Source organism: Bradyrhizobium yuanmingense (assembly GCF_029167105.1).
Classification (GTDB): Bacteria; Pseudomonadota; Alphaproteobacteria; order Rhizobiales; family Xanthobacteraceae; genus Bradyrhizobium; species Bradyrhizobium yuanmingense_A.
This window is the reverse complement of sequence record NZ_JARFML010000039.1, coordinates 1-16,638: the sequence shown is the minus strand read 5'-3', so window position 1 is coordinate 16,638 and position 16,638 is coordinate 1. Positions and strand designations below refer to the sequence as shown.

The following is a 16,638-nucleotide window of genomic DNA, read 5'->3' as shown; positions in this document are numbered from 1 at the left end:
GAGCTCAGTGCGCACTATGTGATGAAAGTGTTCGAGCCGAATCCAGGCGCGCTCTAACGTTTGTGAGAGTTCGGCCTGGCGCCCATTTGGCCTGCTCGGTTGTCCGAAGACTTGATCAGGGAACCGAGAAGCGAGAAGTGGAGCGTTGGAAGCGATGTGTTAGCGATGGTAGAAGGCCTCGCTTGCGCGGTCGGGGGATATCGCTGCAACCGATTGATGACAGACTTGAGACTCAAGGCCCTCAGGGCGGTGCCCAGAAGGGAGTGACGTCGTGAGAAATAGATACTGGACATTGGCGGACGAGCCGGTGACGGGATGGTCGCAGCAGGACACGTTCATGCTGAGGGAGGGGGCAGTCCCGGTGCCCGCCGTGGGACAGGCGCTGACGCGGACCATCTATGTGTCCCTCGACCCATATCAATTGTACTACCAGCGGGAGCGCACTGGGCCAGAAGGCGCGCCCTGCCATGCGCGTACCGTCTCCCAGATCATCGAGAGCCGAATGGACGGATTTGCGGCCGGCGATTTCGTTTTCAACACCAACGGCTGGACCGAATATGCGCTCATGGGCGAGGGAGTCTGGCGGCCGGGCTACATGGTCCCGCGCAAGCTCGACCCGTCGGTCGGGCGCATCTCCCAAGCGGTGGGCGTGCTTGGAATGCTGGGGCTGACTGCCTACGCCGGCATGAACTTGATGGCCTCGCCTCAGCCGAACGAGATAGTGGTGGTGTCAGCCGCTTTAGGCGGCGTCGGCCAGATCGCGGGGCAACTCGCCAAGCAGCGGGGCGCGCGGGTCATCGGGATCGCTGGGCGCGATGCCAAATGCAAGTTCGTGACTGATGATCTAGGCTTCGATGCCTGCGTTTCCCATCTTTCGCCCACTCTGTCAGCCGATCTCGCCGCGGTTTGCCAAGCGGGCATTGACGTGTATTTCGAAAATGTGGGGGGCAAGGTATTCGAGGCGGTGCTTCCGCTATTCAATCAGGGCGCGCGAATGACCATCTGCGGCCTCATCGCGCATTATGGCGACGAGGACGGAGGCGTCGACAGACGTGCCGCACTGATGAAAAGAGGTGAACCAATCTTCAAGGCGCGTGATGTCAGGGTAAGGAATCTCTCCGTTAGCGAGTTCGCTGGACAGCACGAGGAGATCTTGGCGTATCTCTCCCCCTTAGTGAAGGCCGGCAAGGTCAAGTACCGCGAGGATATCCGCCATGGATTGGAGACTATCCCGTCCGCTTTCGCCGAAATGCTACGCGGCGACAATTTCGGCAAGATGCTGGTGCAGGTAAGTCCCGACCCGACGCTTGGAGCCGGGGGCCTGGAAAGTCCCATCAAGGTCCATTCGGGACAGTCGCCTGAATTCGGCTAGGTCCGCTGCATTCGAGCGGTGCAGCCGCGTACGCTTGAAGCGCGGCCGCTGCCCGTAATCAGTTGTCGGAGCACCCGAAAGGACTATTCCATCGTCGGCATCACGAATTCGGCTCCGGCCCGAATACCCGTTGGCCATCTCGTCGTGATTGTCTTCAACTTGGTATAGAATCGAATACCTTCCGGGCCATGCATGTGGTGGTCGCCGAACAGGGACGCCTTCCAGCCCCCGAACGAATGAAATGCCATCGGAACCGGAATCGGCACATTGATGCCGACCATGCCGACCTGAATCTGGTGAGCGAATTCCCGGGCCGCATCGCCGTCCCTGGTGAAGATCGCCGTGCCATTGCCAAATTCGTGCTGGTTGATCATGTCCGCTGCATCATCATACGAGTTTGCGCGAGCGACTGCTAGAACCGGACCGAAGATTTCTTCTCGATAGATTTTCATGTCTGTCGTGACGCGGTCGAACAGTGTGCCCCCAATGAAATAGCCGTCTTCATAACCCTGACGCTTAAAGTCGCGCCCGTCGACCACGAGCTCCGCTCCCTCGGCAACACCCGCATCGATATAGGCGCAAACTTTCTCGAGATGCTGCCTGGTCACCAAGGGCCCCATCTCGGCATCGGGATCGGTGCCGGGCCCGATGTTCAACGCGCGCACCTTCGGGGCCAGCTTTTGGATCAGGCGCTGGGCAGTCGTCTCGCCGATCGGGACAGCGACCGAGATGGCCATGCAACGCTCGCCGGCCGAGCCATAAGCGGCGCCCATTAGCGCATCGACCGCCTGATCCATGTCGGCGTCCGGCATGACAATCATATGGTTCTTGGCTCCGCCGAGCGCCTGACAACGCTTGCCGTGCCGGGTCGCGGTCTCGTAAATGTAGCGGGCAATTGGCGTCGAACCCACAAAACTCACGGCTGCAACATCAGGATGGGTAAGAAGCGCGTCAACCGCTTCCTTATCACCGTGCACTACATTGAAGACGCCACGCGGCAGACCCGCTTCCTCGAGCCATTTCGCCAGGATCAGCGAAGCAGACGGATCGCGCTCCGATGGCTTGAGAATGAAGGCGTTGCCGCAGGCGAGCGCGACGGGAAACATCCACATCGGGACCATGGCCGGAAAGTTGAAGGGCGTGATGCCGGCCACAACACCCAATGGCTGGCGCAGCGAATGGCTGTCAACCCGCGTACCGACGTTCTCCGTAATTTCACCCTTTAAGAGCTGCGGTGCGCCCGTGGCGAACTCCACTACTTCCATTCCCCGTTGAACTTCACCCTTGGCATCTGAAACCACCTTGCCGTGTTCGGCTGTGATGGCGTGGGCAAGTTCGTCGGTCCGCACTTCCAAAATGCGCAAGAACCGGTTGAGGATCCGGGCTCGTCGGAGGGGAGGGGTAGCCGCCCAGGCCGGGAAGGCGGCGCGCGCGGCACCTACAGCAGTTCTCACGTCATCTGCCGAAGCCAAGCCGAGCGACGCGGATTGTTGGCCAGTTGCAGGATTGAAAACCGGCGAAGTCCTGCCGCTCCGTCCTTGCACCAGTTCGCCATTGATGAAGTTCCGAATGGTTACCGACACCGCATTGCTCCGCTGTAAATCGCTTGATCGCGTCTCATAATGGATGCATAGATTTGCGCATCAACGGCCAAATTCGCGTCTCCGTTGTGCAGAAAGTGTCGTCGATGGATTGGGAAAACGTTCGGATCTTTCTTGAAGTCGCGCGTGCCGGCCAATTCTTGAAAGCGGCAAAGCATTTGCGGCTGAACCATGCGACAGTTGCTCGCCAAGTCACGGCGTTGGAAAGGACTCTCAACGTCAAGCTGCTTGAGCGCCATACTTCTGGCTGCGTGTTGACAGCGGCGGGAGATGCCCTCGTCGTGGCAGCGGAACGCGCCGAAAGCGAGTTGTTAAAGGTGGGCGCTAGTATCGGGGGCGCCGCTGAAGCGATCACTGGCACTGTGCGCGTTGGGGCGCCGGATGGACTAGGCAACTACTTTCTGGCAGGTCAGCTCGGGGCACTCGCGGCCAGACATCCCGGTCTGATCATTCAATTGGTGCCGCTTCCACGCACCTTTTCATTGTCGCGCCGAGAAGCTGACATTGCAATAACTCTCGATCGGCCGAAACAGGGGCGATTAATCTTGTCGAAATTGACCGATTACACGCTCAGTGTTTATGCCGCGAAGAGCTATCTCGCGCGCGAAGGCCAAATCGGGAAACAGTCCGATCTGACGGGTCGGTTGTTCGTCACGCATGTTGAGGATTTCGCTTACAGCAGGGCGCTGGACTACGCCTCAACCCTCGGTCGGGTGATGTCGCGCCGCTACGAGTGTGGCAGCGTCGTTGCTCAAATGGAAGCGGTGAGAAGCGGCCATGGCGTTGGCATCCTGCACGACTATGCTGCCCGCCGCTATCCCGAGCTTCAGCGTCTGCTCCCCGATGTGCGGTTCGTTCGAAACTACTGGCTCACCTCGCATCCCGATACCCACGACGTTCGGCGAGTTCAGGAAGTTCATCGCTTCATAGTGGCTTGCGTAAAATCGTATCGCCCCAGCTTTGATGCGCACTAACCGGATTGCGCCACCTTGGTAGCCCCCGCCTAGTCTACAATCGTCTCGCACAGAAGTTCATATTTAGAAGGAAGGTTTTGAGGATGCCTTCCCCTGGTTGGGGCAGAATAGATTCGGGGTGAAATTATACGCCATGGGCTGATAGGTAAGCGCCATGATCTCGCACTCCTCGGCGCACGCCGGCACGGCGAGCTTCGGCTCGCAAGGATCGGCTAGCTCGACAGTTAGGGAGTGGTACCGGCCGACGTTAAGTGGAGAGAGGAGTCCACCGAACCATTCTTGACCGTCACGTGTGGACGACCGCATCGAAGTCTTCCTGCAGATCGCTGTAGCTAACCAGGCGCGCGCTGCGGTATCGCAATTTCGCGCCTCGTGCGCTGAAAATCTGCAGGATCGGCTCCAGCGCATCCTGTGGGATGCTCATGCTGGCGGCCAGCCTCTCCGGATAGACCTCGAGCGCCCCGACCGCGATCGGTTAAGGTCCATGCGACGCTCCTCCGTCAGGCTCATCGACGGAAAGATCGATACCTCCACTCGGCGGGACTTTAGCCCCATCGGCCGTAGCATCCGCCCGAAATCTCAATCTTCGAGCTCGACGATGTAGTCGACAATCTCTTCCGGCGGCTTGCGCCGGCGCTACATCTTCCTGACCGCTTGCGGCTTCAGTTCGGCAGCCATCGCAAGGATCGTCCGGTATCACGCAGAGGCGGGCGATGATAGCCGAGTCGAAGCTAGGCGACAATCCAGGTATGATCGCCCGAGATTGTAGCTTCGGCGTCAGTTGGAGGCAGGATGGATTTCGGCGAGCTGATCATGGAGCACCCGGCGACGGCCGGAGCGACGGCAAACCAGTCGGACCGACACTGCTACGGGGCGGTGATGTTAGCCTACGCCATGCACCTGCTCAGAACCGAGCCGGTCCAAGACGTCCGGATCCATCCAGACGGGCAGCACGCGCGCCAGATAGATTTCGCCGGCTGGCTCGGAAAGCACGGTTTCCGTTGGGTCGCAGCCGCAGGGATGCCGTTCGCCGGCGTCTCGCGTCACGAACAGCACCAGGCGCGCTTCGTCGTTCACGACCGGACCGTCAATGATCGAAGAGGATTTAATGATCGCGTCGGCGACGGACAGGGGACGCCAGCCAGCGCACGTCGTGCGGTAAACGACCGTGCTCATTCGGGAAGCAGGGTGCTGACGGGAACGCCTTCGAATTCTTCGGAAAAGCCAGGGAATATGGCCCCGACGCTCCTCGCGTTCGGTCAGCTTTGTGCCGACGACGCTGAGTAGGGCGTTCCAGTCGGCATCCACGGCGTAGATGTCTTGCAACGCTTCGGCCGCGTTGTGGTGAGCGATGTTCGCGATCACGGTCGCGTTGCCAAGGTCATTCCGGCCGCGCGTGAAACGACCGACGAACTGAAGGGTCACGGCCTCGCTCTTCTGCTTATCGTGCAGGCCTGCGCTCTTCCGTTCCGGGAGATCATATCCTTCGCCAAGCATATCGACGCAGACAACGATCCTGCTGCTTCCGCACCTCAGCCTATCGAGCGCGTCGCGGCGCTCGGCACGCGCGAGGCCGCTGCGAACCAGGACGGGGCGTAACCAGGCACGGCGGCTTGATAGGGCGCGATGCAACGAAACTGCCCGGGATACCGTTTTCGGCGCGAGCCATGGCTCGGTGGTCGTAACCCGCAGCGATGTCGCGGTCCAACGCTTCCTTCACGCAGGCAACGATCAACCGGTCGGTGTCTTCCTGATCGACGGCCGTTGACGGGGATGAAATCGATTCTCTTGTAGTATCGCTCCTCGTGCGCTTTCTTGAGCGGATAGACGTAGATGAACTTCCCGTCCACGCGGCGCCCGTCGTTGCGGAATGGCGCGGGCAGTGAACTAAACGATGCGCCGCCGCCGACGAACTGCCCCTTGGCTGCGTTCCACGTGGCTGCCCCCGATGTGATCGGCTTCGTCGACGAAGAGCGCCACAAAGTTCTCGGCCATCCGCTCCTGGATTCTGGGAGGGCACCCGCCGACGATCAGCATCGTCGAGACGATGACGTTGGCGCGCAGGAAGACGTCATCAACCTCCGCGACGGTCTTTGGTCCATGGCGCAGGACCGCGATGGCCGGCAGCCGCGCCTCGCCACCGAGGCAGCCGCACGCGCGCACCGCAACTCCATGAATTTGGCGGATATCTGGCTTCTCAGGTTGCGGTTTGGTACGACGACCAAAAGACGATCGAGTGGGGCTGCGGCGAGCAGCGCTAGCATGGTCCACGTCTTTCCGGTACCGGTCGGCATGACGACGGTCGTTGGCTTCTCGGACGTGCTCCAGTAGGCGAGCGTCGCATAGACCGCGCCGATCTGCCCGCGTGCAAGACGCTGTCCAGCCCAAGGTGATGAAGACTTCTCCGCCACGATAGCGATGCGATGCCCGTCTTGCGTAACCGCCTTGAACGCCCGGAGCCCCTTGTATTCGAACTCAAGGACGCTCGCCGGCAGCCGCTGGTTCGAACTGCGCAGGGAGTAGATGGGATTCCCAAGACGACTTGCCGACCAGTCCATGTGGCTGGGCAGGTTGAGTTCGACCTTCTGAGCAAAGAGATCGTGCAAGAGCGTGGCTTGAGGTTGAAACGGCATGAGAGAATCTGCCCGTGGTGACTCTCCCGAAAGGCTTGACTATCGGTCCACCTCCACCGGAGAGTGCCAATCTCGTTCGGAGCCCATTCCACCGGTGGTTTTCATACGCGCTTCCGAGAAGATGCTTCTGCGCGCCCACCGGCGTCGAGCGACATGGGGGCTCGCCGTCCTGCTCCGAAAAAACTGCTTCCAAAGACGGGTCAGCCAACCATTCGCCAACATCTTCACACATATGCACGCCCCCGGTTGGGCATCCCTACCGGACAAGGATTCCGACATCTCTAGCGCACGCAGTCTGTTCGTCACCAAGAAGCCGAAGAAGCTTCTCCATCCGTCGTTCGAGGTGATCAGTTCCTCGCTGTGGAGCAAATCTACGCGCCGGATGATGAACGACGCATTCGCCCGCTTCGTCGAACGGGACGGAAACTTCATCTAGCAATTCCAGACCACCGGTTTTAACACACGGACATTCGAGCTCTACGTCAGCGAGCTGCTGCACTCGGAAGGCTTTTCCCCGTGGGAAGCGAGCCGCAGCCCCATTTCACCGTCGCGAAGAATGGGGTTCAGATCTCCATCGAACGCACCACGGCCAATCCTTCGGGCAACGATGCCGGTCTACTCGCTTACCGCAGCGTCAACGAGCGCGATTTGGATGTCGCCGACATCCGCGACCGCCAGCAGAACCAGCTCCCAATCCGGATCGCCGGCGCACTCCGAGCCAAGATGCAGCATCGATTGGACAAGAAGAACGGAGCCGGCAAGAGTTATTGGGAACTTCCGCACGTCGCCGGACGGCCGTTTGTTCTCGCGATCCAGACGTTCCACGAACATGGCTCGCTATCGTTTTCGAACGTCGGTGTCATTCGATATCTCTACGGCATCGAGCATTGCCGATCTTGGGACAATGAGGGCAACCTGGTCATCGAGACGCGGCGTGTCGATCAGCATAAGTATGCGGAGGAGGAAATTCCGACCGGTTTCTTCAATCTCGAAGGCTCGGAGAACGTCTCGGCGGTCCTTTGGACGAACTCGGGCACAGTACCGAAGTTCACGCGGATGGCGATCACCGGCCCCTATCCCGATGAGGACGTCTCGGTTGTGCGTTTCGGCAATATGATCGATCACGACCCGAACGCGCATCTGCCACTGCCGTTCGCGTTCATCGTCGGCGACGAAGAAGCGCCGACGGAGACGTGGGGGACGGGAGCCAATCTATTTCACAATCCACGTGCCAAGCATCCGGCACCTATCGGATTGTTCGAGAGCGTTACGGACTCCACCTATGTCGATGGCGTGTATAGCGACCGTCCGAAAGCCGATTTCATGCCGATTATGTCCATCTCGAACTCCATCCGCGGGCCGGGTCATCGCGCAGTGGCCGAACGCTTGCGCGATGAGATCCTGAACGAGGGCATCGAGTCGTACATGAAGCAGATGGAGAAGGGAAAGAGCGTCGCGTGAGATGTGCCCAGTCTCCTTCAGCGGGCGCGCCTGACGAGAAGTTCGAAACGGATCGTCACGCGACACGGTTCTCTCGGAGACCCGCCGCGGATCCACGTCAGACGATCGCGAGATCGAGATCGTCGAGGATCGCGGCAAGCTCCGCACCGCAATCCACCAGAAGCGGCGTTGCGGTCGCCTTTAGCTTCCGAAGCGCGCGCGAGTAGAGCACGATGCAGAGTTCTTTGTTCAGGCGCGAAGGGTAGAGAACTCCATCCGGTTCTTCGGAATGATCGTGAAATGCGACCGACCATCGTTGAGCCAACGATTGATCCCGGGCGCCCACGACGTCGGACGGAATGCCCATCCGGAGTGGACCATCGCCCGTAAGATCGACCAGCACCAAGGCTTCCACCGTTACAATGCTTGCCAGGGAACGTTTTTCGATCTCGCCGTACTCAACCACGCAGGTAGTGCCCCGACCGTCGGCACGGTCCCGAAGTATCGTCTCGACAAAGACAACTTTCGCGCTCGATCCAAGATAGATCAATCCGAACGCCTTTCCGGTCGGATCACTGAAACGATTCAGGCCCGTTCCGTAGCCAAGAGGATCCGGAAATCGGGTTTCGTACATGCGCCTCCAGGTAGACCCGACTGGGATCGTCGCAGTCACCAGCGGCCGGGTTGCGAACGACGCATCGGGCAGCACGGGCCTAGTCATGTCAGCTAAACACGCCGCTCATCTGGTTTCGTGCGACGTTCAGAACGGCCTTCTCCTCGCCGGCCTTCAGGGCATCCAGCGCGGTCCGTCCTTCGAGTTCTGGATGAGCGGTACGTAGGAAGCGGTAGACAGTCCAAGGCTGTTGACCCAGCATCTCAAACAAGCTGGACAAACCAGGCAAAAGCTGTCCTGCATCCGTCACCTGCCAAGCGGGGTATCTCACTGCGCGCGTCGCGGCTTGTAGTCCCAATACCTCGCCTCGACGTCGCTTGACGTTGACGGTTTCGTGGGACGCTCCGATCAGCGACCCGAAGTCGCTCGCCGTGAGCATGTCGTCGCCTTTCAGTATCTCGGCGACCTTCGCCTCGCCCCGCTTCTTCGCCGCGCTCAGCGCCGCGTCGAGTGGATCCGGCTTTGCCACCGGCTCGGCGTCGCCCTCGGGCGTGACACGGACAGTATATTCGACGGCGCGACCCGCTCGCGCAGCCTTTTCGGCGACGTCGGCGTATCCAGCCAGCAGCTTGCCTAAAACGGTTCGCTTCTTCCTCTTGCCGATCACCTTCATGACTACGTCGGAAACCGGCAGCTCGATTTCGTATTTTCCGACCCTGAGAATCGCGACCTCACCGGTCGCGGGGTGCACGAGGCGACTTCGGCTGCGCTTCTTCTTCCCGACGTGAGGCGATGGATGCTGTCGACGAGTTTGGGCCATGGATATCTCCGGTCCTTTAGATGGCCACGATCCCTGCTTCTGTCAAGTTCATCAGGTCTGTCAGGTTGCTCAAGCCCCGGCACCTACGCGCCGGCTTCCTGCGGGCCTTGCCCGACGGCTGCCGATTGCTGCTGGTCGGCGACCCGGGCCAGCTCCCGCCGATCCAGTTCGGCCTGGTGCTGCATGCGCTGGTTAAGCGTCCTGAGATCCCTTCCGTCGTGTTGACCAAGGTCTACCGCCAGACCGAGGCGACCGGCATCCCGGCGGTCGCCGGCGCGATCCGCTCCGGCCGGCTGCCGGAGCTCCCGGACACGCTCGATGCCACCAGCGGCGGGGCCGCGCTGATCCCCAGAGGCGAGGTCACCACCGACCAGATCGTCGACGTGGTCGCCGACCTCGGCGGCTTCAAGGAGGACCTGCGGATCGTCTGCGCCGTGAAGGCCGGGTCCGCCGGCACCGAGGCGCTCAACGCCCGCTTCCACGACATCTTCGCGGTCGGCAAGCGCCGGCACCCGACCCGACGCCTCGCCGAGGGCGAGCCGGTCATGTTCCTCAAGAACGACTACCAGTTGGGCCTACGCAACGGCAGCTTGGGCCGGATTACCGGCATCGAGGACGCAAAGGTGGCCGTCGACTTCGACGGGACCGAGGTCGAGCTGAGCGGCTACGGGCTCGACGATCTCGCGCTGGCCTACGCCATCACGGTCCACAAGGCCCAGGGCTCGAGCTTCCGGAAGGTCGTCATCCCGATACAGAAGACCCGGCTGCTAGACCGCTCGCCGGTCTACACGGCGATCACGCGGGCCACCGACCTGACGGTCATGGTCGGCGCCGGCGAGACCTTGCGGCAGGCGCTGGAGCGGGACGCTCGCGCCGAGCGGCGAGAGACGGCGCTCGGAACGTTGCTTGGCGAAGGCGACTGATTTTCCCGTGGATCCGGGACAACGAAGTGGTGACTTTGGTCGACCCTGGTGATTCTATCGCGCGTTCTTGGCATTTCTCGAAGGTTGCAATGTTCGTTGCTGTACAACTAGCTACCTTCCGAAGATCGGCGGAGATTGCGCTGCATGGACGCGATACTGGGATCGGAGGACGAAGCCGCTTCGTCGTTTCCTCGATCGGTCGTTTTCCCGGAAATCGAATTCGTCAGAAGGTATCGTTTGGGCCAACAGGTCTGCCTGCTGCGCCAAAGTCAGTCTGTCGACGTCGTTCGGTCCACCTCTGAGGTTGCCTACGGTCGAACGCGCTTTCCCGTCTGGCATCTAGGAACGGGTGACCGAATCATGGTGGTTGACCGCAAGCCTCGCGAGATTCCTAAAGGGATTACGGGCGTCCTAGAGCAGACCGACGAGGGGTATCGTTGGCAATGGCACTCGTTGCTTGAGGAATTCGGTGCCCGCATGGCTGCAGATGCCGGCGCGGTCGCAGGCGAAATCGAGACCGCCTGGAGGGATAAATTTCGTTTCCGCATGGAGGAGGCGGACTCAGCGGGAGAGGTGGCTCCGGGAAACGAAGGACTGAGACCGCCCCAGATTGGCGCGCTACACGCTATCGGAACCCACTGGAGCATCTTCCCTCACGACGTCGCCACGGTAGTCATGCCGACGGGGACGGGCAAGACCGAGACGATGCTCTGCACGGTCGTGAACTACCGCCGGGGCCCAACTCTGGTGGTCGTGCCGTCCCGGGCCCTTCGCAATCAGACGTTCGGAAAATTTAGGAAGCTTGGATTGCTGCGTGACCTCGGCCTCGTCGATCGCGCGGTCCCGAATCCGATCGTGGGCGTCATCACAAAGGAGCCAAACTCCGAAGACGACTTCGAGATGCTTCGCGGCTGCAACGTCGTAATTGCGGTGATGGCATCGCTGGGGGCCTCAGATGTGGCTCCGTTCCGTCCAGGAATCGCGGCCGTTTTCAGGTCTCTGTTTATTGACGAGGCCCATCATATTCCCTCCGACACATGGACCGAATTCAGGTCCCACTTCACGGCGCATGAGATCGTGCAGTTTACTGCAACTCCATTCCGGCTGGATCGGAAGCTCGTCGATGGCCGTGTGATCTTCAACTACTCGCTGGCTGCGGCCCAGCGCGACCGATACTTCAAGAAAATTACATTTCTTCCAGTCTTCGAGCTCGACCAGGCGGATGCTGACGAAGCGATAGCGCGAGAGGCTGTCCGCGTTCTACGGGCGGATTTGCGGACAGGCCTACGTCATTTGCTGATGGCCAGGTGCCGGCTCATCGATCGAGGCGCCAAGATCAAGGCGATTTACGATCGCTTGGCACCGGAATTCGACGCTCTCGTCGTCCATTCGGACATGGAGGATTCGGTCATCGAAGCCGCCATCGCCCGTATGCGCGCCGGCGAAAGCAAGATCGTCATTTGCGTGAACATGCTAGGGGAAGGGTTCGACCTGCCCGAATTGAAGATCGCCGCTCTGCACGATCTGCACAAAAGCCTGCCGATCCTGCTCCAGTTCACCGGGCGGTTTACGCGCACCTCGGCAGTCGGCATCGGGGACGCGACCGTCGTGGCCAATATCGCCGACCCCAAGGTCTCGCAGAGACTGGAGAAGCTCTATACCGAGAACGCCGATTGGAACGTCCTGCTCAGCGAGCGAAGTTCGGAAGCGGCCAAAGAACACGCTGAGCTGGTGGAGTTTCTGAGAAACTCCGACACGCTCATCGACGACTCCGGCGTCGACGAGATCAAGATCTCGAAAAACCTGCTGCGCCCCAAGTTCAGCACCATCGTCTTCAGGTGTACGAAGTTCACCCCGAAGAGCTTCCAAAAGGGGATTTCCAGCTCGGTCATCGTGCACAACGCATGGCTCAACCCCGGCGCTAATCTGCTGTTCTTTGTGTCGCGTAGACAGGACGCCGTACGATGGGCGAAAGGTCGGGTCGTTGAAGACCGAGAATGGCATCTTTTCGTGCTCTATCACGATGCCGAGGCCGGGCTCCTGCACATCAACTCGTCCGACAAGGCGTCGACGCACGACGAACTGGCCAAAGCGGTCGGCGCGGACAGTCGGATCCAGGGCGAGACCGTCTTCCGGTCGCTTGGAGGCATCAATCGGCTGATCTTCAGCAACATCGGCGTCCGGAAACATGGTCGACGCAACATGAGCTTCGCCATGTACACTGGCGCCGACGTGAAAGAAGCGTTGACGGCGGTGGATACCAAGGATGCGACCAAATCCAACCTCGACGGTCGGGGATGGGAGTACGGCTCGGTCGTTCACCCAGGGTGCTCCGCCAAAGGCCGCGTCTGGTCGAAGGCGCAGGGGTCGATTCCGCACTTGGTGCGCTGGTGCAGACCGGTGGGCCGGAAGCTGATCGACGAGACCATCGATGCATCGAAGATCATCGATAACGTGCTCATTCCCGTCGAGGTCAAGGACAAGTTCCCCGACCAACAGGTGCTCTCGGTCGAGTGGCCGCCCGAGTTGCTCAAGACCTCGGACGAACGCGTCTTCGTCGTGAAGGGCGACCAAGAGGTCGCTACGGCCTTCTGTGAGTGGTCATTTGACGAGGAGAATTCGACGGCGACCAAGCTGGCCTTCAGGCTGATTTCGTCATCCGGCGAGCTCGACGAGCAGGTGTCCCTGAAATTGGACGCCAACAAGGGATACCGGTTCGAAGGAGCCCCTGGGGTTAGTTTCAAGTCGGGGCGGCTGGCCATGGCGCTGACCGACTATCTCTATAATTACCCACTGCTCGTCCGGTATGTGAGCCTAAAAGAATTGGAGGGCGATCTCCTATACGAACAGAGCAACCCGGCGACGATAAAGCTGGACGACCGCAGCCTCGAGTCGTGGAAATGGCCCAATGACAAGGTCGATATCACGGTGGAGTCGATCTGGAAAAAAGGCGTCGAGAGGCCGAAATCGGTCCAGGCGTATGTGGCTGCCCACTATCGGGATGAAGGCTTCGAGGTAGTCTTCAACGACGACGATGCGGGTGAGGCCGCCGACCTAGTCTGCCTCAAGGAGGAAGAGGAAAGCGTCAGAATCGTGCTGACCCACTGTAAATTCTCCGGTGGAGCAACAGAAGGCAGCCGCGTCAAAGACGTCGTCGAAGTGACCTCCCAGGCCGTCAGGAGTGCGGTCTGGCGCGGCAACTTCGACCGGCTCCACAGGCATCTGCTGGCCCGCCTGAAGCTCAAGGGATCCGGCGCGGGAAGCCGCTCCCGGTTCCTGACGGGCAACCTGACGACCTTGGCCGCGATCGCCAAATCGACCCGGGTCAAGCCGATCGACTTCGAGATCGCCATCGTGCAGCCAGGTGTCAGCCGCTCACGCATTTCCGATGACCAACGCCTAGTGCTCGGAGCTGGTCTAGTTTTCCTAAAGCAGACGATCGGGGTTGATGCGAGGGTCATTTGCAGCGAGTAGGTCGGCCGGAGTTGACCGCCGACCTCGAAATACCTCATTGAATCAACAACTAACACACCCCGTTGACAGGTCCTCGTACACTTTACCGTTCTAGACGAGATGGGATCACGGATGCGCGTTCGCATTATCCGAACAGTCGCCCGGTTTCCCGCCAGCAATTACAGAAGTCCGATACAGCCACGGCACAACATAGCTGCCCGCCCATACTCCCCGCCACGCGTGATCGGCTTCACGTTGCGCAGCGTCGTACTCGCCTTTGGAATAGCGCGGCCAATCAAACGCGAGCCCGCCCCGCACAAGCCAATCTCCCAGGTCAACGCCGCCCACTGAGCACGTTGCGACTGTACGACCATAGACATCATGCCCGACGGACCCGCAGCTCACCGGCCTTCCGGCTATAAATCTGTCCAGCTCATTCGCCACTTTCGCTCCGCAACGATAAGGCAAGTTGTCCTCGCCACGGCAGAGCTGCGAGGTTTCAGGTGCATCGATGCCCCACAAGCGAATACGGGTGCCGTGGATTTCCAGCGTGTCGCGCTCAATGACGCTGGCCTGTCCGACTAGATCGCCCGCAATAGCGCCGCCCGTTAAGAGCAGTAGTATCGAGGCTGCCCGCAAGACCATCTAGCCGCGCGCGGGCGTGGTTATTGACCTGCTCTCTATATCAGCTTCGTAACCTTATCGCTAGTTACCCACACGTGAACAGCGTAAGCGATCCGAGTGCTGCTAGAAACGAGAGGACGTGAAACACCCTGTTAGCACACCTCATGGTGCGAGTTCGAGGCGTCTTGCGGATAATGGGATGTTCGAAAGTATATTTCTTTGAGCCTTCAATGGCAGCCATGAAGAAATTGGTCAGATAGGCGAGAGCCATTCCGGCTAAACCTAGGGCAACACCAACCGCGAAATATCGGAGGGTGTGGGCGACAAGTTCAATACCTGGCCGAAATTTACCTTATCCTTCGAGGCCACCGCGCCCAAAAACGCCAAGACAGCGACTGCGGCGCCCTCGTTGATCACAATGAGCGTTCGAAGGGCAAGGCTTCCAGCATCGATAGCCGCCTTGTTGACGTAGGTGTGGAACTCATTGCTGCGGTCATGTGCTGAGCATCTTCGCGAGTCTTTTCCGCTACCCACTTTTTTTCCTCGATCTCCAGTTCGCGAGCCCACTTTCTCTCTTCTAATGAAGGGCCTGTAGTCTCCATCCGTCACCTGAGCGCTCGTTATACAACACACGCTTGACTTGCTTAGAACGGAATGAGAACATTGGCTAGGCCGATCCTTTGGTTTTCCCCATGGCTCATGCAGCCGCTGCCAAATTATTATTGGATGCGCACGCTTTGGAAGCTGCCGCCGATCAGGCCATCGCGGCTTGCGGCGGTGACGCGCGCGAAGCGGTGAAGGCCCTCTTGATTGCAACGAGTTCTTAGAGCGCGAGATGGAAGAGCGAGTGTCGCGCGGGTACATTCGCGGCGTGAAGCACGGGCGGTCCAATACGTATTCAGGCTAGTTCAAGGGCATGACCGAAACCACCACTTTCAATTTCGCAGTAGATACGGCCCGAATGATTTGTGCGATCGATACCCCGGACGATATCGGAGCGGTGGTTCGCTTGCATTTCGAAATCGATAGAGCGTTAGAGCACGTGGTAAACGTCATGGTGCCCGAAGCTCAACTTCTCCAGCACAGATTTATGGAGCAGCGAATTCGATTTCTTCAAGCGCCAAACGTTCGGGTTCAACCGGCAAGAGTGATCAACACCATTAGAAATGACTTCGCGCATCGGGAGAAGGAAGCGCTTAGTCCGCAAGACGTGACCACGCTAGAGGGTCCAGTCTCGGAACTTTTAGGGCGCAACATACCGACTCATTTCGCTCTTCAGCATAAAAGGAAGGACGGGAACTATCGGGAGTGGGTCTACGATACGATGTCGCCCAAAGAACAATTCTGTATGCTTGGCTTCTTCACACTGTCAGCCATTGCAACGATTGAGAATGACTTTTGTAAGATCGCATTCAAGAGAGAGCCAATTGACCGAAAAACTGATCGACATATGGGCACATGCGCTGGATCGCCTGCTTTGGTGCGTGCCTGAGAAGCTCCGCTCGGCGGTAATTGAACGACTGGTGCAAATAGACCGTATTCGCCCCACCTACGTGGCTTTCAAAGACATTGGGGAGGATGATGGCGGGCCATCGCCTCATGCCATGGACGAAGCCGCAAGCCTTATGGTGCAAGTGCTCGTCCGCTCCATCACAAGTGAAAACTCTGAGAAGGACGCGGCACAAGTGCTCTTCCGTCGACACCATGGGGGAGCCGGAGACGGTTGGTTGCCAAGCTATTTAATGTATCTGCCCGGCCTTAAGGTCGACATGGATGCTTGTGCAAAACTTGTCGAGAAGGAAGGTAAGAGCAAGCTGCAAGACTAACCAACTTCACCGATATCGAGCAAGGAAGGCTTGGTCGTCGTCAGTTATCACGACCCTGATTCCGTGATGGCCGCCGAACCTGACCGAATCCCGGACTTCATCGGCAGAGAGCGATAACTGCTGAGCAATTAGCCCAATAAAACATGTGTTCCTTTTCTGGATTTTTCGCGATCAACCGATGTAGATGCTCGACTACACGTTCTGCTGTCGCGTTGCGGTCGATGACTTTTCGAGTCGTCCGTGAAGAATGCGGATTGACCTGAAAAACAAGCAAAACTGGTCTTGAACAAGTATTCGATTTTGCAGGAAAGCGGTGTGTGGGACCTCGCTTTCCTGCGTTTTGGGATTTCGTTTTTGGG

General features: G+C 59.3%; 16 protein-coding genes. 8 read left to right on the top strand and 8 right to left on the bottom strand.

All coding sequences use genetic code 11. The features are described 5' to 3' along the window. Positions 1-292: 292 nt before the first annotated feature. Complete coding sequence (locus P0R31_RS34015) at positions 293-1,372, top strand: NADP-dependent oxidoreductase (RefSeq protein WP_275519046.1); 1,080 nt, start codon at positions 293-295, stop codon at positions 1,370-1,372. 83 nt (positions 1,373-1,455) lie between these two features. On the opposite strand, the gene P0R31_RS34010 is transcribed toward P0R31_RS34015, so the two are convergent. Continuing rightward, on the bottom strand, positions 1,456-2,955 hold the full coding sequence (locus P0R31_RS34010; RefSeq protein ID WP_275519044.1) for a CoA-acylating methylmalonate-semialdehyde dehydrogenase: 1,500 nt from the start codon (positions 2,953-2,955) through the stop codon (positions 1,456-1,458). Between the two features lie 104 nt (positions 2,956-3,059). Between P0R31_RS34010 and P0R31_RS34005 the strand changes: the two genes are divergently transcribed. After that, the gene (locus P0R31_RS34005) at positions 3,060-3,947 is read left to right on the top strand and encodes a LysR family transcriptional regulator (RefSeq protein WP_275519116.1); all 888 of its coding nucleotides are present in this window, start codon (positions 3,060-3,062) and stop codon (positions 3,945-3,947) included. A gap of 286 nt (positions 3,948-4,233) precedes the next feature. Here the strand turns inward: P0R31_RS34005 and P0R31_RS34000 are convergent, their stop codons facing one another. The 3 genes from P0R31_RS34000 to P0R31_RS41150 form a co-directional block, all read right to left on the bottom strand. After that, entirely contained in the window at positions 4,234-4,371 is a 138-nt protein-coding gene (locus P0R31_RS34000) for a hypothetical protein (protein WP_275519042.1), read from the bottom strand. Between the two features lie 458 nt (positions 4,372-4,829). After that, on the bottom strand, positions 4,830-5,579 hold the full coding sequence (locus tag P0R31_RS33995; RefSeq protein ID WP_343299355.1) for a helicase C-terminal domain-containing protein: 750 nt from the start codon (positions 5,577-5,579) through the stop codon (positions 4,830-4,832). A gap of 398 nt (positions 5,580-5,977) precedes the next feature. After that, positions 5,978-6,505 carry a DEAD/DEAH box helicase family protein gene (locus P0R31_RS41150; protein WP_430516883.1) on the bottom strand — a complete coding sequence of 176 codons (528 nt, stop codon included), beginning with the start codon at positions 6,503-6,505 and terminating at the stop codon, positions 5,978-5,980. Positions 6,506-6,701: 196 nt separating this feature from the next. Between P0R31_RS41150 and P0R31_RS33985 the strand changes: the two genes are divergently transcribed. Further along, the gene (locus P0R31_RS33985; RefSeq protein ID WP_275519037.1) at positions 6,702-7,016 is read left to right on the top strand and encodes a hypothetical protein; all 315 of its coding nucleotides are present in this window, start codon (positions 6,702-6,704) and stop codon (positions 7,014-7,016) included. A gap of 80 nt (positions 7,017-7,096) precedes the next feature. Beyond that, positions 7,097-8,041, top strand: coding sequence for a hypothetical protein (locus P0R31_RS33980; protein ID WP_275519035.1), 945 nt, complete (start codon positions 7,097-7,099; stop codon positions 8,039-8,041). Positions 8,042-8,138: 97 nt separating this feature from the next. On the opposite strand, the gene P0R31_RS33975 is transcribed toward P0R31_RS33980, so the two are convergent. After that, on the bottom strand, positions 8,139-8,654 hold the full coding sequence (locus P0R31_RS33975) for an RES family NAD+ phosphorylase (RefSeq protein ID WP_275519033.1): 516 nt from the start codon (positions 8,652-8,654) through the stop codon (positions 8,139-8,141). A gap of 88 nt (positions 8,655-8,742) precedes the next feature. After that, positions 8,743-9,453, bottom strand: coding sequence for a hypothetical protein (locus P0R31_RS33970; RefSeq protein ID WP_275519031.1), 711 nt, complete (start codon positions 9,451-9,453; stop codon positions 8,743-8,745). Positions 9,454-9,473: 20 nt separating this feature from the next. Here P0R31_RS33970 and P0R31_RS33965 point away from each other — a divergent pair, with 20 nt between their 5' ends. Beyond that, the gene (locus P0R31_RS33965; protein WP_275519029.1) at positions 9,474-10,376 is read left to right on the top strand and encodes an ATP-dependent DNA helicase; all 903 of its coding nucleotides are present in this window, start codon (positions 9,474-9,476) and stop codon (positions 10,374-10,376) included. 144 nt (positions 10,377-10,520) lie between these two features. Next, complete coding sequence (locus tag P0R31_RS33960; protein ID WP_275519026.1) at positions 10,521-13,850, top strand: DEAD/DEAH box helicase; 3,330 nt, start codon at positions 10,521-10,523, stop codon at positions 13,848-13,850. A 105-nt stretch (positions 13,851-13,955) separates the two neighbouring features. Here the strand turns inward: P0R31_RS33960 and P0R31_RS33955 are convergent, their stop codons facing one another. Continuing rightward, positions 13,956-14,474: a thermonuclease family protein gene (locus tag P0R31_RS33955; protein WP_275519024.1), complete on the bottom strand. Its 519-nt coding sequence runs from the start codon at positions 14,472-14,474 to the stop codon at positions 13,956-13,958. A gap of 671 nt (positions 14,475-15,145) precedes the next feature. Here P0R31_RS33955 and P0R31_RS41145 point away from each other — a divergent pair. Further along, complete coding sequence (locus P0R31_RS41145) at positions 15,146-15,280, top strand: hypothetical protein (protein ID WP_430516882.1); 135 nt, start codon at positions 15,146-15,148, stop codon at positions 15,278-15,280. 600 nt (positions 15,281-15,880) lie between these two features. Next, positions 15,881-16,279: a hypothetical protein gene (locus P0R31_RS33945; RefSeq protein WP_275519022.1), complete on the top strand. Its 399-nt coding sequence runs from the start codon at positions 15,881-15,883 to the stop codon at positions 16,277-16,279. Between the two features lie 97 nt (positions 16,280-16,376). On the opposite strand, the gene P0R31_RS33940 is transcribed toward P0R31_RS33945, so the two are convergent. Then, positions 16,377-16,638, bottom strand: a 262-nt coding sequence (locus P0R31_RS33940) for a hypothetical protein (protein ID WP_275519020.1), incomplete at its 5' end; no start/stop codon positions are given.

Excerpts from the sequence above, each read along its gene's own strand:
- P0R31_RS34005 (WP_275519116.1), top strand. The coding sequence starts at position 3,060 with ATGGATTGGGAAAACGTTCGGATCTTTCTTGAAGTCGCGCGTGCCGGC.
- P0R31_RS34000 (WP_275519042.1), bottom strand. The coding sequence starts at position 4,371 with ATGAGCATCCCACAGGATGCGCTGGAGCCGATCCTGCAGATTTTCAGC.
- P0R31_RS41150 (WP_430516883.1), bottom strand. The coding sequence starts at position 6,505 with ATGGACTGGTCGGCAAGTCGTCTTGGGAATCCCATCTACTCCCTGCGC.
- P0R31_RS33985 (WP_275519037.1), top strand. The coding sequence starts at position 6,702 with ATGCTTCTGCGCGCCCACCGGCGTCGAGCGACATGGGGGCTCGCCGTC.
- P0R31_RS33975 (WP_275519033.1), bottom strand. The coding sequence starts at position 8,654 with ATGTACGAAACCCGATTTCCGGATCCTCTTGGCTACGGAACGGGCCTG.
- P0R31_RS33970 (WP_275519031.1), bottom strand. The coding sequence starts at position 9,453 with ATGGCCCAAACTCGTCGACAGCATCCATCGCCTCACGTCGGGAAGAAG.
- P0R31_RS33965 (WP_275519029.1), top strand. The coding sequence starts at position 9,474 with ATGGCCACGATCCCTGCTTCTGTCAAGTTCATCAGGTCTGTCAGGTTG.
- P0R31_RS33960 (WP_275519026.1), top strand. The coding sequence starts at position 10,521 with ATGGACGCGATACTGGGATCGGAGGACGAAGCCGCTTCGTCGTTTCCT.
- P0R31_RS33955 (WP_275519024.1), bottom strand. The coding sequence starts at position 14,474 with ATGGTCTTGCGGGCAGCCTCGATACTACTGCTCTTAACGGGCGGCGCT.
- P0R31_RS41145 (WP_430516882.1), top strand. The coding sequence starts at position 15,146 with ATGGCTCATGCAGCCGCTGCCAAATTATTATTGGATGCGCACGCTTTG.